General features: G+C 58.0%; 9 protein-coding genes and 2 pseudogenes. 8 read left to right on the plus strand and 3 right to left on the minus strand.

What is annotated here, in order from left to right:
* Window positions 1–519: 519 nt before the first annotated feature.
* The 5 genes from GGD63_RS38695 to GGD63_RS38715 all read left to right on the plus strand — a co-directional run bounded on the left by GGD63_RS38695 (window position 520) and on the right by GGD63_RS38715 (window position 5,835).
* The gene (locus tag GGD63_RS38695) at window positions 520–2,334 is read left to right on the plus strand and encodes a hypothetical protein (RefSeq protein WP_183250424.1); all 1,815 of its coding nucleotides are present in this window, start codon (window positions 520–522) and stop codon (window positions 2,332–2,334) included.
* A gap of 764 nt (window positions 2,335–3,098) precedes the next feature.
* Window positions 3,099–3,524, plus strand: a complete 426-nt coding sequence (tnpA, locus tag GGD63_RS38700) for an IS66-like element accessory protein TnpA (RefSeq protein WP_246785824.1) — start codon at window positions 3,099–3,101, stop codon at window positions 3,522–3,524.
* A complete protein-coding gene (gene tnpB / locus GGD63_RS38705; RefSeq protein ID WP_183250427.1) occupies window positions 3,521–3,868 on the plus strand; it encodes an IS66 family insertion sequence element accessory protein TnpB in 348 nt (115 codons plus the stop codon). The genes tnpA and tnpB overlap by 4 nt, the downstream gene beginning before the upstream one ends.
* A 69-nt stretch (window positions 3,869–3,937) precedes the next feature.
* Window positions 3,938–5,587: an IS66 family transposase gene (tnpC, locus tag GGD63_RS38710; protein ID WP_183250429.1), complete on the plus strand. Its 1,650-nt coding sequence runs from the start codon at window positions 3,938–3,940 to the stop codon at window positions 5,585–5,587.
* Window positions 5,584–5,835 (plus strand): hypothetical protein, encoded by a 252-nt coding sequence (locus tag GGD63_RS38715; RefSeq protein WP_183250430.1) that lies wholly within the window; start codon window positions 5,584–5,586, stop codon window positions 5,833–5,835. The genes tnpC and GGD63_RS38715 overlap by 4 nt, the downstream gene beginning before the upstream one ends.
* A 599-nt stretch (window positions 5,836–6,434) precedes the next feature.
* On the opposite strand, the pseudogene GGD63_RS38720 reads toward GGD63_RS38715, so the two are convergent.
* The 3 genes and pseudogenes from GGD63_RS38720 to GGD63_RS38730 form a co-directional block, all read right to left on the minus strand.
* Window positions 6,435–6,654, minus strand: a pseudogene (locus GGD63_RS38720) (transposase); the annotation flags it as partial.
* A 446-nt stretch (window positions 6,655–7,100) separates the two neighbouring features.
* The gene (locus GGD63_RS38725; protein ID WP_183250432.1) at window positions 7,101–7,847 is read right to left on the minus strand and encodes an SDR family oxidoreductase; all 747 of its coding nucleotides are present in this window, start codon (window positions 7,845–7,847) and stop codon (window positions 7,101–7,103) included.
* Between the two features lie 9 nt (window positions 7,848–7,856).
* Entirely contained in the window at window positions 7,857–9,185 is a 1,329-nt protein-coding gene (locus GGD63_RS38730; RefSeq protein WP_183250434.1) for an FAD-binding oxidoreductase, read from the minus strand.
* A gap of 2,484 nt (window positions 9,186–11,669) precedes the next feature.
* Here GGD63_RS38730 and GGD63_RS38735 point away from each other — a divergent pair.
* From GGD63_RS38735 to GGD63_RS38740, 3 genes and pseudogenes are all read left to right on the plus strand, one after another.
* A complete protein-coding gene (locus GGD63_RS38735) occupies window positions 11,670–12,440 on the plus strand; it encodes a methyltransferase domain-containing protein (RefSeq protein WP_183250435.1) in 771 nt (256 codons plus the stop codon).
* A gap of 1,116 nt (window positions 12,441–13,556) precedes the next feature.
* Window positions 13,557–13,688 carry a hypothetical protein gene (locus GGD63_RS40705; RefSeq protein ID WP_283812026.1) on the plus strand — a complete coding sequence of 44 codons (132 nt, stop codon included), beginning with the start codon at window positions 13,557–13,559 and terminating at the stop codon, window positions 13,686–13,688.
* Window positions 13,689–13,949: 261 nt separating this feature from the next.
* Window positions 13,950–14,464, plus strand: a pseudogene (locus tag GGD63_RS38740) (transposase).
* Window positions 14,465–14,532: the final 68 nt, after the last annotated feature.

Here is a 14,532-nt window from a genome sequence, read left to right on the forward strand (position 1 = left end):
GCAAGGGTTCCGGCTAAGCGCTTACAATTGAACGGTTCTCGACCGAGCTGTTTGAGCGCTATCAACGTCGGAGACGGCGCTCGTTGCGAGGCTGGCCGAGATGTAGGTGATAGACGTTTCGACGCGATTCAAGCAGGTCACGTAGGAGCTGGTGTGGCGCGAGTTTTCGCCCTCGGCGATCAGCGGCATTAACAAGTGGCTCGATGCGCGCTAAAAGCTTTCTGCGAACGCAGCTAAAGGAATACATCCCTATCTGACCATGGACGCCCGCCAAGCGAGTGCGCGAGCACCGGTTGATTGCTAGCCCGGCTGATACGATCGGCATCAAGGCCGCGGTCAGATATTGGCGACTGAGCTGGCCAATCAGAAGAGCCCTCCAGCTGGAAGAGCTTTTTGGAAGTACGCATCCGAAGCCTACCAAGTCTTGGAGGAGATTGCGGAGCCCACGTCAATTAGAAGCTCTTCGAGGTCAGTATCATTGGAGTGGGCTTCCTCTCCTACGAGAGGCGCAGAAGGTCTATGCTTGGAGATAGTCAGTTCATTAAGTTGCGGGTCTTGCTGGATCGGAGTTTGCTACCTCTGTCGGTCGCAACTACAGCAATACTTTTTGTGTGGCTGCTATACTACAGCGGTTATGGTCTGAACCCAAGCGACGAAGGCTACTGGCTCAACTCGATGGCGAACCCATTCGCCTATTCGATCAAGATCCCGCCAAACTTCTTCGGTGTTGTCTATCACTGGCCATATCAGTGGTTGGGCGGCGACATTGCAGTCCTTCGCATTGCGAACGTCACGTTCACAATGGCGCTAGGCTGGACTATTAGCTTTCTGACGGTCCGCCATCTCTGGATGTTGGACTGGTCTCACGCCGCCGCGCTGTCCGTAGGGATCGCCAGCCTTACATTAGTCGCCTTTTACTGGTGGGCGCTCACGCCCAACTACTACACGCTAAACTTTCAATCGGCTTTGATGGTGATGATTGGTTTGCTGTTAGCCGATCGGCCCCGGCGCAGGCCCCTGGTCCTTGCGTGGATACTAGTCGGCGTTGGCGGCTGGTGCTCATTCATGGCCAGGCCGGCTACCGCTGCGGCCATTGCGCTCGTCGTTGTGCTCTATGTCATTGTTTTGCGCCGAAAGTGGCTGCTGCCCATGTTTGGCGCGGCGCTGGTCGCTCTCGCTCTATTGATCGCTACGGCCAACTTGATCGGCGGTGGCATCACCGGGCTGGTGAGCCACATGGTCAAGGGCACTGACGGAATCGCCCTGCTTGGTGGAGGGCACGAGCTTTCTCACATTCTTCGGATCGACTGGCTCGAAACAAATCGTTCGCAACTTGCTACCGCGGCGTTGGTGGCGACGGCCGTTCTGCTTAGCATTTTCATAGGGGCTAAACACAAGTTGTTCACGTCGCTAACTCTCGGTGCGGCGTTGATCGTAACAATAGCAATTGCGATGCTGGGGATCAACCTGATCAGCATCAAGCTCTCGACGTTGTTCTTGGTGCCAGCCTTCACGTGCCTTGGCGCAATGTTCTATCGCGAGGGAATGGTTCTGCGCAGCCAGAATCCTACCAGCATCGCTCTAGCGCTAATGTTCTTGGTCCTTCCGCATCTGCTTGCACTGAGTTCCAGGGTCAATTACTGGAGCATCGGTTCGGATGCCTGCTTGTTTTGGATGCTCGCCGCCGTTGCCTTCTTGAGCCCTCTTGCGCAAAAGGGACGCAGCGTCGCGACCCTACTGCCCCTAACGGTATTGGCACAGCTGTTCACTGCATCAGTGGTCAATGATTTCATGCTCAACCCGTGGCGTCAGGCAAAAGATCTGCGCTCTTACAACGCTGTCACGTTCCTGCCTGGTGGCGCAAGATTGGTGCTCTCGCAACCCTTCCATGACTATTTAGTCACAGCCAAAGCCAGGGCTCATGCGGGCGGCCTTGAAGTAGCTACGCCAATGGTCGATCTTTCCAACGCACCGACCCTGCTGTATGTGCTTGAGGCACGCGCGCTCGGTCTACCATGGCTCTTCGGAGGATATCCAGGCAGTAATGCAGTCGCAGTGAAAGCGCTGGGACTTGAGAACTGCGTCGATCTGGCCAAAGCGTGGGTACTCATCGCTCCGGATGGCCCGCGTCATCTTGACGAAGCCGGGGTTATGGCCTCCTTCGGAGCCGGGCAGGCGGACTACGCCGCTGCCGCTACATTTGAAGTCCCCGCAATTGACGGGTATTACCAGAATGCTCACAGCCAGCTTTTGCTGAAGCCCGTACGACCCGCCGCGCTAGCCGAGCAATCCTGCCGGGAGGCTAGACGATCACGGCTTGACAGCCAGAAATGAAGCCACTCGTGAAGCTGTAATCCTCGCAGGAGGCTTGGAGCCCATTTCTCGGAGGAGATCGACCCAAGCTGATGATCGAAATAGGCGACAAGCCCATTCTGTGGCCCATCCTCAAGCTCTATTAGCCTTTGGTATCAACGATTTAGTCACCCGCTGCTGCCAAAGGACCATTTGATCAAGTGAATACTCGCTAATTATTCCCGCACATGTACGCTATCACCTTCGACATGACAAATAACCACATGGATGTTCATCGGCACCATGCCGAACCTCGTAACGTGATGCTGGTCGATGCCGGCGAGAAACACCATGACTGTTGGTCGTTCAAGCGAGCTGCTAATTACCTGACAGTACGCCACCGGGTTCACAAAACTATCGACATAGTTGCATTGATTGCTTTCCAACTGCGAGGGCTCACACCTGTTAATGGCTGCCTATTCCTCCCGGGCGTTTCGGCGCGCGCATATTAGTGCTGATCGGCGTTCGCCACTTTAAAAAAATGCCTGCGTCATGGGAGTTTGAGAATGGTCAATACCGCCGTTTCGTGCTCACGCCGAAAATAATTGATTTGCTGGTGTATGACTCCACTCTTTGGCAGCGCGAGCCCTCCTGAGCAGCAACAGCTTTCGGCACCCACACCACGGGTCTGGCAGCCCATGGATACTCCGCGGGACGAACGCTCCTCGCGCTCTGGGTTGGGCAAGGTGTATCGCTCCGGCGAGGACCGCCTTGCGCGGCTTGATGGAGGATGAAGACATAGGCGTATGACTGACCATATGCCTATGCCGAAAGTTTCCCGGCTTGAAGTCGTCTCGACGGGCGCTCGACGCCGTTGGACATTGGAAGAAAAGCAGCGGATCGTCACCGAGAGCTATGGCGGGCCACGTCTGGTGTCGGTGACGGCACGACGCAACGGGCTGTCGACAAGCCAATTGTTCACATGGCGTCGGTTGGCGCGCGAAGGCAAGCTGAGCGGGGATGGCGCGCCGGCGCTCGTTCCGGTTGAGATCACGCCAGTGGCGGCACCGGTATCGATCAGCGCACCGCAACCGACGTCTTCGGCCTCTGCGCAGCGCGCAAGGGTCGGAATCATCGAGATCGAACTTGGGGCCGGGTGTCGCGTTCGGGTTGACCGTGACGTCGACGGCGAAGCGCTGCGGCGAGTTCTTGAGCTCTTGCGACGACAATGATTCCGATTCCGAGCGGCGTCAGAGTCTGGATCGCGACCGGCCACACCGATATGCGTCGCGGCATGCGAAGCCTGGCGCTTACGGTTCAGGAGAGCCTGAAGCGCGATCCCCATGCCGGTGATCTCTACATCTTCCGGGGCCGCCGCGGCGATCTAGTCAAGATTCTCTGGCATGATGGGTTAGGCATGTCGCTCTATGCCAAGCGCCTGGACCGAGGCAAGTTCATCTGGCCTTCGGCGTCGGAGGGCGCGGTATCGATCTCGGCTGCGCAGATGGCTTATATGCTCGAGGGCATCGACTGGCGGAATCCGCAGCTGAGCTGGCGGCCGCAGAGCGCGGGCTGAGCGCAGAATCTGCAGCTTCTTGCATTTTGGGGAGTCCCACCGCGTCCAATCTGTGATTCACTGCGTCGCATGAATGCCGATCGCGACGCTGTTCCGGATGACATTGCCGCCCTGAAAGAGGCGCTGGCAGCCGAGCGCGCGAAGGGTTTGGAGATCGCAGCCGAGCTCGCGGTCGCCCGCGCGAAAGCGTCGGAAGACGAGGCGCTGATCGCACAGCAGAAGCTGCAGATCGCCAGGCTGAAGCATCAGATCTATGGGCAACGGTCGGAGCGTTCTTCGCGGCTGATCGAACAGTTGGCGCTGACGTTCGAAGAGCTTGAAGCCGACGCTACCGAGGACGAGCTTGCGGCGGAACGGGCCGTGGCGAAGACGACGACGGTGCGCGGATTTACCCGCAAGCGCGCCGAGCGCCAGACCTTCCCTGAGCACCTTCCTCGGGAGCGGGTAGTGATCGATGGGCCTACGGCATGCGAGTGCTGCGGCAGCAATCGCCTGCGCAAGCTCGGCGAGGATGTGACCCGCACGCTGGAAGTGGTGCCGCGCCAGTGGAAGGTGATCGAGACGGTCCGGGAGAAGTTCTCCTGCCGCGACTGCGAGAAGATCAGTCAGGCGCCGGCGCCGTTCCATGCCGTCGCACGGGGATGGGCCGGCCCGAGTCTGTTGGCCATGATCATGTTCGAGAAGTTCGGCCAGCATCAGCCCTTGAACCGCCAGGCCGAGCGCTACGCCCTTGAAGGCGTGCCGATCGCGCTGTCGACAATGGCCGATGCCGTGGGATCAGTCTGTACGGCGCTTCAGCCCCTGCTGAGTCTGATGGAAGCCCATGTCATGGCGGCCGAGCGGCTTCATGCCGATGATACGACGGTGCCCGTGCTGGCCAAGGGAAAGACCGACACGGGACGGTGCTGGATCTACGTCCGGGACGACCGACCCTTTGGTGGTGCAGGCCCGCCGGCTGCAATGTTCTACTACTCACGCGACCGCAAGGGCGAACATCCTCAGGCGCATTTGGCCCGCTATGCCGGTATCCTGCAGGCCGACGCCTATGATGGGTACAACCAGCTCTATCTGGCGGGACGCCAACCAGGGCCAATCCGGGAGGCTGCCTGCTGGTCGCATGGACGGCGCCCGTTCTTCGCCATGGCCGACATCGAAGAGAATGCCCGGCGCAAGGCCGCCGGCAAAAAGGAAATCCCGCTATCGCCGATCGCGATCGAGGTCGTGCGGCGGATCGATGGGCTGTTCGAGATCGAACGCTCTATCAACGGCAAAAGTGCCGAGGAGCGTCTTCAGGTGCGGCAGACACTGAGCCGGCCCGTGGCCGAGGACCTTCAGATCTATATGCGGGAGCAGCTTGCCAAGCTGTCTCGGGGGCACGACCTGGCCAAGGCGTTCAATTACATCCTGAAGCGCTGGGCGAGCTTCACTCTCTTCCTGGAGGACGGCCGCGTCTGTCTCTCGAACAATGCCGCCGAAAGAGGCTTGCGAGGCATCGCCCTTGGACGGAAGTCCTGGCTGTTCTGCGGCTCTGATCGCGGCGGGCGGCGCGCCGCTGCCATGTACAGCCTGATCGTCTCGGCGAAAATGAACGGCGTCGACCCGCAGGCGTGGCTTACGGATGTCCTCGCCCGGATCGCCGGGCATCCAGCCCATCGGCTGGGCGAGCTGCTGCCTTGGAATTGGACGCCGGCATCAGCGTTGTCTGCTCGAGCGGCATGACCTCGCACGTCAACAAGGTTCATCACGTCACCACCATCACCCAGGTCGCAAAGGACCTCGGTGAAGACGAAGACTGGCTGCGCGACATTGCCATCGAAATGGAGATCGAGGACGGGCTGATCTGGGTCTATGGCGTCGGCGAAGATGGTGTTCAGGCGTTCACCGACTTTGGCATCGAAAACCTCATCGAGCTCGTCAGATTCTACAAAGAAAACCCCAAGCTGCTCACGCGCTGGCAACGGGAATGATCAACCAGCCTGCGGCCTGCGCCGGATGCGTACGGCAAGGTTCCGTGGGGGGCAGGAGAAATGAACTCCTTCTGGGCGGGCATGCCGGTTCTTTCTTATGTGGCACGCGAGCCTAATGGTTTGCGGGAAGAAGCGCTCCAATGGTGTTGCCGATGCGTGCTTCCATCTTCAGGATTACCGTGGCCAGTGTGTGCCGATCAGGGGTTGGTGACGAACTCTCCGCCTTTGGGGTGCTAAAGCATCGCAGAGACGGAGATCATCTTGACCCAAACTGATGAACTGGTGCGTTGATGCACTCCACTCGCCGCGCGTGCGGCAAATAGACCTTGGGTCCACCCTCTGATCAATGGGTCCACCCTCTGATCAAAAACCCGTCGGGCCAGCGCCCATGCTACCTGGGACAATATCGCCGAGGAGGTCAGTGCGGCCTTCGACATTGGGTGCAAGGTCGCGGGCGGTGCGGCCAGATATGTCTGTCATCTTCATGGCTCTGTTGGCGTCTTGAACCTAAGCACTGTCTCGGCCCCACCTTCCGTTAAAGGCGTCGAGCGAGGAATGATTGATCTCTGATTGGAGATCGGCTGGTGTCTAAGGACTGGCTCGATCGGATTGAGGTCGGGGCTGTACGGCGGGAAGGAAGAACAACTTTGTGCCGGCGGCGCGGATGGCGCGCCGCACGGTCTTTCCCTTGTGTCTGCCGAGATTGTCGATGATGACAATGTCGCCGGGCCTGAGGTATGGCACCAACCCCTGTTCGACAGAGGCCAGGAAGCTTTCGCCGTTAATCGGGTCGTCGATCACGCAGCGAGAGCAGCATCTTCTTCCGCCCCGTCGCTGCCGCCTTATTGGCCGGCTTGAACGGCTGCCTCTGGCCGGGAGCCCGCACCCCATGCCTCCATCAGGTTGGGGATATCGCCGGCGACTGAAATTCCGTTGAGGATGGACATGAACTTGCTTGTGAGTTCCGGATTTGTCCGTCGAAACTGGGCATAGAGACAGGTGCAACTCTCCGGCGCGTCCGTGAGTGTGTAGTTGATCCAGCAAAAGAGCACCGGTTATCCGCAGCTTCAGTCGCGCGCCCGGCAAGCTGCCGGGCCATGCACGGTCATCTGATTATTGTCCGTGCTCCCTGTAAAATTCTAGGAGCTGATCGACCACGACAAGACCTTCGATGGCGCAAATTGCCAGGTCCATACCTAGTCTTGAAAGTGATCCTGATTATTCGATCACGGTTTGCAATCAGGTGCGAGCCGCTGCTGTTGTTGCTACAGCTTAAGTCGCTTGAAAATCCTTTCCGGCATCAGGCGAATGACCAGCATCACGAAAAACCATAGGGATCGCACGTAAATCACATCCCTGCGCCGGTTAAGTCCCTTCAGGACGGCCTCGCCCACTTCGATTGGGGCAGCCGTGAGGATCGGTGGCAGTTGCGTATGCTCAGTCATTCTAGTTCTGACAAAGCCAGGCTTGATCGTCATCACATGAATGCCGCTATTGATCGCCAGACGATTACGCAAGCCGGAAAGGAAGGCCGTAAGCCCCGCTTTTGCAGAAGCGTAAAAATATTTGGAGCCGCGTCCCCGATCTCCTGCAACGGACGAAATTCCGACAATAACCCCATGTCCCCGGCCGGCAAATCGCTCGGCAAAGAGACTGAGGATCAGCGCCGGACCCTCATAATTCGTACGCATGATCTTCCGAGCATGATGAAGGTCGATTTCGGCGCGCGGCTGCTCACCAAGCAGGCCGACAACCGAAATGACAACATCCGGAAGGTCGGGTAGTGCATCGACGAACGCGACGAATGAACCGTGGTCAAGCACGTCAAGTTGGTGGATGGTGAGCGTGCGACCCGTGCGCACGGAAATATCATCGGCCTCGCGCTGAAGTTCACGATGCGAGCGTCCCGCTAGCCGAACTGTCCAGCGGCCCTGGGCAAAGGTAAGCGCAGTTGCCCTCGCAATTTCCGACGACCCCCCGAGAATAAGAACGGTCTTTTTCGCTTCAGCCATCGGCCTCTCTCAAATCCCAATTCGCTGAGCTAGGCGCGACTGCAATCTTCTGCCGGGGTCGATCGTCCGTCGAAGCTCGCGGAAGGAAGACATGTCAGGATAGCCTCCCTCGAAGGTTGCTCGTAATTGCCTGGCATCTTTCGCCAGATAAAGTCTGCCGCTTGCGGCGACGACGAGTTCATCCAGCTCATCGAGGAAGGAGAAAACATCGCGCGCGATTGGAAAGTCCAGCGCCAGGGTATAGCCAGGCATCGGAAACGATAGAGGGCCGCTTCCTTGGCTGAGTTTCTTCAGAACGGCCAGAAAAGAGGATCCGCCGCGTTGCGCGATGCGATCCAGCATTTCGGCCAGGGTACTTTCAGCGTTCTTTATGGGAAGCACGCTTTGGTGCTGAAGGAAGCCGCGTCGGCCATAGATCCGGTTCCAGTTGCCGATCGCGTCGAGCGGGAAAAAATAAGAATGAACGGGGAGCAGCGTGAAAGACGTGGATTTCCGTGCTCCGGATCGGAAATAGAACTCATTGAACGCGGCAACGGTCCAATTGTTCAACACAAAGTAGGGGAGGTCGATCGGAATCGACAGAGAAGGCTTTCGTAGTGGGAATCGGTTTACGGCCTGCTCTTCGTCGAGTTGATCGGAAGCGGCATGTTCCCCCAGAAATATCAGAGAACGGCCGAGGCGGCCGCCGCTCGCCAGGCAATCGATCCACGCCACCGAATAAGTAACGCTCTCGCAACTTTGCAGCGCAGTGATCGCAGCCGCGAGATTGTCCGCCGCGATAGTCCGCTGGCGAATCCAGCCTGTCTCAACAGGGCGCAGCGAGATTGTCGCCTCGAGAATGATACCCGTTAACCCCATTCCGCCAATTGTCGCCCAAAACAAATCGGGATGCTCGTCACGCGATGCAAGGAGCATTTCGCCCGTTGGCAGTGCCAGTAATAGTTCGTCCACGTAACGGCCAAAGCCGCCCTCGCTGTGATGGTTCTTGCCATGGATGTCGGCTGCGATGGCCCCGCCAACGGTGATAAGATCTGTGCCGGGCACGACATAGGGGAAGAATCCACGCGGCAGGAATGTCGTAATTAGGTCAGAAAGGAGCAGGCCCGCTTCCACGGTCACTCGACCCGTCGTCGGATCGAAAGCGCGCATCCGGTTGAGGTGACAAAGTGCGATTGTCTGGCGAATACCGATTGCGGCGTCCCCATAGGCCCTGCCATTGCCGCGGGCAATTGCCTGATCTCCCGCTGCTGTTGCACGTCGGGCGGCGTCAGCTGTGCGGGGACTTATAATTTCAGTGTCGCCGATAGGATAGCGGCCCCAACCCGAAATTGTTGTCACAGTCTTCAGCTCCTCAAGCGTCCTTAGGAGGCAAGAAGCGATGTTTCGGCAACCGGTTGTGGGGCAACGACGCCCCACCCGTTATGCACCAAGTAGCCCGGAAATCGACGATGTACGCTTTTCGGGCTCGAGTTAGTGAGACATAGTCGTGCAGCCACTCTTCCATCCTAGTCGAGCGTGCCGGGCACTGGATGCGCAGCGGCATCTTACTCTCCAAAGCAATTGCCGAAGGCTAACTGCGATGCCCGAGCTTGTCTCTCTGCAAGAGACGGAAGGAGCGTATCGCTCGACTTTAGGCGCATGCAATCACCTCCACTTGACGTTCCCGTATGCTTAAGCAACGAACGTGCCAGCGGCGTCAGCGCTAAGTGTCCGCTTTCCCGTAATCCCGCCGAAACGCCCCGAGGATGCCGCTGTTGCGAACTCGACAGGCTTTGTAGTGAAGTCATAAACTGAACAGGCGTGGCGCGTCGCGTCGGTCAGCATGGACGTTTCTGAGCCACCGAACGGAGTTGCTAATCCTCTCTGCCCCTCGGTGGGATGAAAGAGAGTGACGATCTAAATCGTATTTGGAGAAGTCAGGGGACTTAGACGCGTGATCGCGATCGATAACGATGAAATCATTCACACGCACTGCAGCCTGTGCGGCATAACGAGATTGAGGTCGATGAGTTGGTGAAGAGGCCAAAAAGGCTCGACCAACGGAGACTAAATCGAGGCTCTTACATGTTTTGAACATCTCATTCGGCTGCGCTTGGTCGAATATGCAGTCGGCTCGGCTTTGTTGCCACTCTCCTCGTCGGATGGCAACCGGCATCGTAACTCCGATGATGACGGAGGACCGCATCAGGGGGGCAATTCCGTGGCCAATCACGGTCATGCGCGAAGGGATTCTAACACTGTTTTTTCGGCCATGATCGGTCTGTCGAAATTCAGCCGCCGTTCACCGAGGTTCGCCGCAATATGCTGCGATCGCCGTTTGAAGTGAGGCGGGGCGGCGGATTCACCGTGACGGTGGCGGGCTTCACTCAATCAGCGTCTCCGATTTCCGTAGCGACTTTTTGAAGGAGAGTGCGATGAAAGCATAGCGCCACAACGAGCAGCCGAGAACAAATGTTTGAGAACTGCATCAATTCGCCTCTCGAAATTGGTGCTTCTAGGGCGACGCGCACCAGGGGCTTTACACTAGCATCCTACGGGTCCAACGCGTGGCGGCATTCTCCGAGCCTGGTCCTCGAGGTCGGGCTTCATTTGCTCACGGTGTCGCTGCGCGCATGCATGAAGTTGATGAGCACCGATCGCTAAACCATGGCCGTTAGCGCGCAAAATCATTGCGCGAGCATCGTCATGGGGGCACTTGAATGGTCATCACTCGCTCAACTAGGATACGCGTCTCAAAGAGTCTCGGCGCATAATGGGAAGGCGGCCTGTGCATCGCTATTGATCACGTCCCAGTTCACGCTCTTGGTCTCGAGCATGGCGCGTACTTTTGGAGGTCTCGCCGCTGTACTCATCTTCGGTGACCTTCATCCCAGTCGCCTTCGAAGGGCTCGTAATAGATCTTGCGGTCGATCACCTATGTGGTGCCGCCACAGTCGACGATCGTGAGCTTATCCCCGCAATAGCGGACCCGCCGGCGCGAACGCCGCCAAGCCGGTCACGGCCAAGGCACGGGCGATCATCAATGATTTTCTCATCGTCTACGCTCCTTGCTAGGCCATCCCTGAATGGGGCCAGCGCTCCTCAATACTTGCGCCAGCTTTCGTGGTGAAACCATGATTCATGGCCACGGCGCGTCAAGTACGGCAATCTTCAGTTTTGCCAGCCAATTGTGATCGCCGCACCTGGCTCCACCGGCGCCTCGCCTTAAGTCGGTAGCTTGATCACAAAATCATCACGGTCGCAGACAGAGACCCGGGTGCATGCGTGGTAACCAAGATAAATCATCTCCAGAACCTGTGTGGTAAAGACATTGGGCAGTGAGCACGACGCGGAGTTTAGCTTCACACGCTCTCGACGTAGCGGCAGTACCGGCCGACCGATCGCCTCGACATTGATCGCGAGCGCCCGCACGATCTCCCGCCAGGAATGTCCACTTTCCAGACGACGCCAACGCTCGGAACGAGAGGAGACCGTCTTGCGCGATCTCCAACTATCCATCCACGTCCAATTGAAGACTCTTAACGTCGGAAAACTGACAAAGTGGCCGGCCTCACAGAGGGACGACGCGTATTTCTTGCATCGAACAAGACGCGCACTCAAATTCCGCGGGTGGCACGCCGATTGCTGAGCCGGAGAGAACACAGCGGGAGTTGTGTTCGAGGCAGGAGTTTGCGATTGGGTCTGCCGGCTCGAACCTGACGAATGCGCGACGAGGTTGTGCTCGCACTGCGGACGCGGCGGAAACGCTATCACGACAAGCGAAGCGACATTTTGTGGCGTCCGGCTAGTCACTGTTGATCGGATGAAACGAAGAGCTGCGTGATGAGAACACTTCATGTCTATTCAGAAGACTTTTTTGAGTACATTGATCGTCGTGCAATTTCATCCGCAAAGGAGTTCGCAAAGCTCCTTGTACCGTTATTGCAGCCTTCTTCTGTCCTTGACGTCGGCTGCGGACGTGGTGCATGGCTTCGCGAGTGGAAGGCGGCCGGTGTCAAAACCGCAAAGGGCGTGGATGGGCCGTACGTTCGGGTGGATTCACTTCACATCCCACGAGAAGATTTTTCCCCTGTGAATCTGTCCATTCCATTTCGCCTTGGCCACAAGTTCGACTTGGTGACAAGTTTCGAAGTAGCCGAGCATCTCGATCCATCAAGTTCGGATACGTTTATATCTAGTCTTACTGCACATGCCGATCTTGTTGCGTTTTCGGCAGCAACGCCTGGGCAAGGTGGCGAAAACCACATCAACGAACGGTCTCTCGCGTTCTGGCAAGAACGGTTCGCCTCCCTTAGCTACGAGGCTTATGACATAATTCGCCTTGCAATGAAGAGTAACGGAGAGGTGGAACCGTGGTATCGGTTTAATACGATTCTATACGCCAAGCGGGATATCGTCGATCGGTTGCCAACTGCAGTTCGGAATACCCGGATCGCGCCCAATGACATAGACGAGGTCGGCGATCTGGGTTGGCGATTGCGAAAAGTTTGTCTACGGCCCCTGCCGGTTTCGGCCGTAACCATTCTCGCGAAGTTCAACTATCTTCGGCTGAATCGAGCACATCGAAGAAAGCTATCCAAGACTTTGCTATAGCGCTGGTCGTAGCCCACGTCTCCGCTGCTCAAATTGCCGTGACGCGTCATCAACATCGACGATGATGGCCCTGCCAACGTCGAGCCGCTAGTTTGTCAGGTATGCAGAGAGATCGCCGCCATGGGACGAGTCCAGCGGCCCGCCGAATCGGAGGACGACCTGAACTTCAGCATAAATAAGTCGCAGCTCGGAAATCGCCGTAGTTGAGAATGGACAGATGCTCATCGAATGCTCGACCCGCCGCGTCTCTCCCGTTCGGCTCTATTCTGCCGATTGGCATCTGCCTCGATCAGGCGCTCATGATGCTCCTTTCAAAGTTCCTCCTCATATTTGTCCAAGGAGTCAATGGGGGCGAACAGACATTGGATAGCAAGAATTTAGAACTTGTCACGACTGCAACTCGCTGGCTTTCGGTCAGCTCCGTGCGCCGCCACTTGGTCGCGTGAGGAGAAGGATGGGATCGTCGGGGAAACGCTTGCGCCCCGAGCGAATGTGTCGGCGACAGCCCACGCTCGGAGCCGAGATGCGTCGGAGGTGTTTGCGACACAAGGCGCGAGGCTCGGGAATGATCACTCGGCTCCGGTCGGTTCGGATGCTGGCGGTGTATGCGTATTTGCAGAAATGTCGAGACACGGTTCCGCTACTGAAGATTGCGCCGTCCCGGGCGGCTGAACCACTATCAGCGGCTGAACCACTATCAGTTGCTCGCGCTAAACGAAGGGCTGCACTAGACGAAGGTGCGCTCGGAGTTGTGAAGCGCCCGCCATCGGTGGGCTGGAAATCTGTGGCGAATTGAATGAGGAGCGGAAAGCTGGCAGATTGGCGGCACTCTGTTCTGTTAGCGGCAAGGCGAGGCCTAATGGAGACTTCCGCGACTTTTGCTGAGGCCTGTACATCCTTTCTTCGCCTCGCAAGAGGAGCGGCTGGGCATCGAGCCCGCGAACAGCTGCTTTGTCTCCGAACTTGCAACGCCGGACTCAGCCAATGTCGATCGTGCGGCGGTCAGGGGAAGGCGCGAATCGTGCGGCTGAGGGCTATCCTTACGATGTTACGCTCTACGGCACGCGGCCGAAAGGCTGCGGAGTGGCTAGCGAGGGATGAGCGGATCACCACGAGATGGCCGCCGGCCTCGCGGCGATCGAGGCCGAAAGCGTTGATTCGCACGGCAAGGGCAAGCCGAAACGCGCGCCGCGCCCCCGCAATGAATTCGGCATCTGGAGTACGGATCATCATGGAGCCCGCACTTGAAGGATAGAGAAGGTCCTTATCGGAGCGCATCTGTCGAAGCGGCTGGACGTGCAAGCGCGAGGGTGTCCGGAACGTTGTGTAAGTACGTTTTTGTGAGTTTACCTTTGCGAGGGGACTCACATGACCACTGATTCGACAATCACTCCTGAACTTCTGGACCAGGTTCTGGCGAATCACAGCAAGCCGGAGGACCTGACCGGGTAGAACGGGCTGTTCAAGCAGCTGAAGGGAGGTCTGATTGAGCCGGCTCTTGGTGCCTAGCTGACGGAACATCTTGGTTACGAGAAGGGCGATCCTGGCGGCCGGAGCTCAGGCAACAGCCACAACGGCACGAGCTCGAAGACAATTCTCACTGAGGACGGCGAGATCGAGGTTGCGGTGCCGCGTGACCGCGCCGGCAGCTTCGAGCCGCAGTTGATCGCCAAGGGACAGAAGCGGTTCGATGGCTTTGCCGACAAGATCCTGAGCCTGTACGCCCGCGGCATGACGGTGCCGGAGATCCGGGGCCACCTAGCCGCACTCTACGGCACCGAGGTCTCGCCGGACTTGTCAGCCGGGTCGCCGACGCTGTGCTCGAGGAGGTGCGGGAATGGCAAAGCCGGCCGCTCGACGCCATCTACCCGATCGTATTTTTCGATGCGATGCGCGCCAAAATTCGCGACGAGGGGCTGATCAAGGACAAGGCGGTTTATGTCGCGCTGGCCTACAACAGCGACGGCGAGAAGGACGCGCTCGGGCTCTGGATCGAGCGTACGCATACGACGAAGGCCGCCTGATTGACGCGTACGCGCGGGCGTGGCGAGCCGTATGATAGCGTTGGATGAAGGTCAGGCGGCTTGCTGAT

It is taken from the genome of Bradyrhizobium sp. cir1, assembly GCF_014198245.1.
Classification (GTDB): domain Bacteria; phylum Pseudomonadota; class Alphaproteobacteria; order Rhizobiales; family Xanthobacteraceae; genus Bradyrhizobium.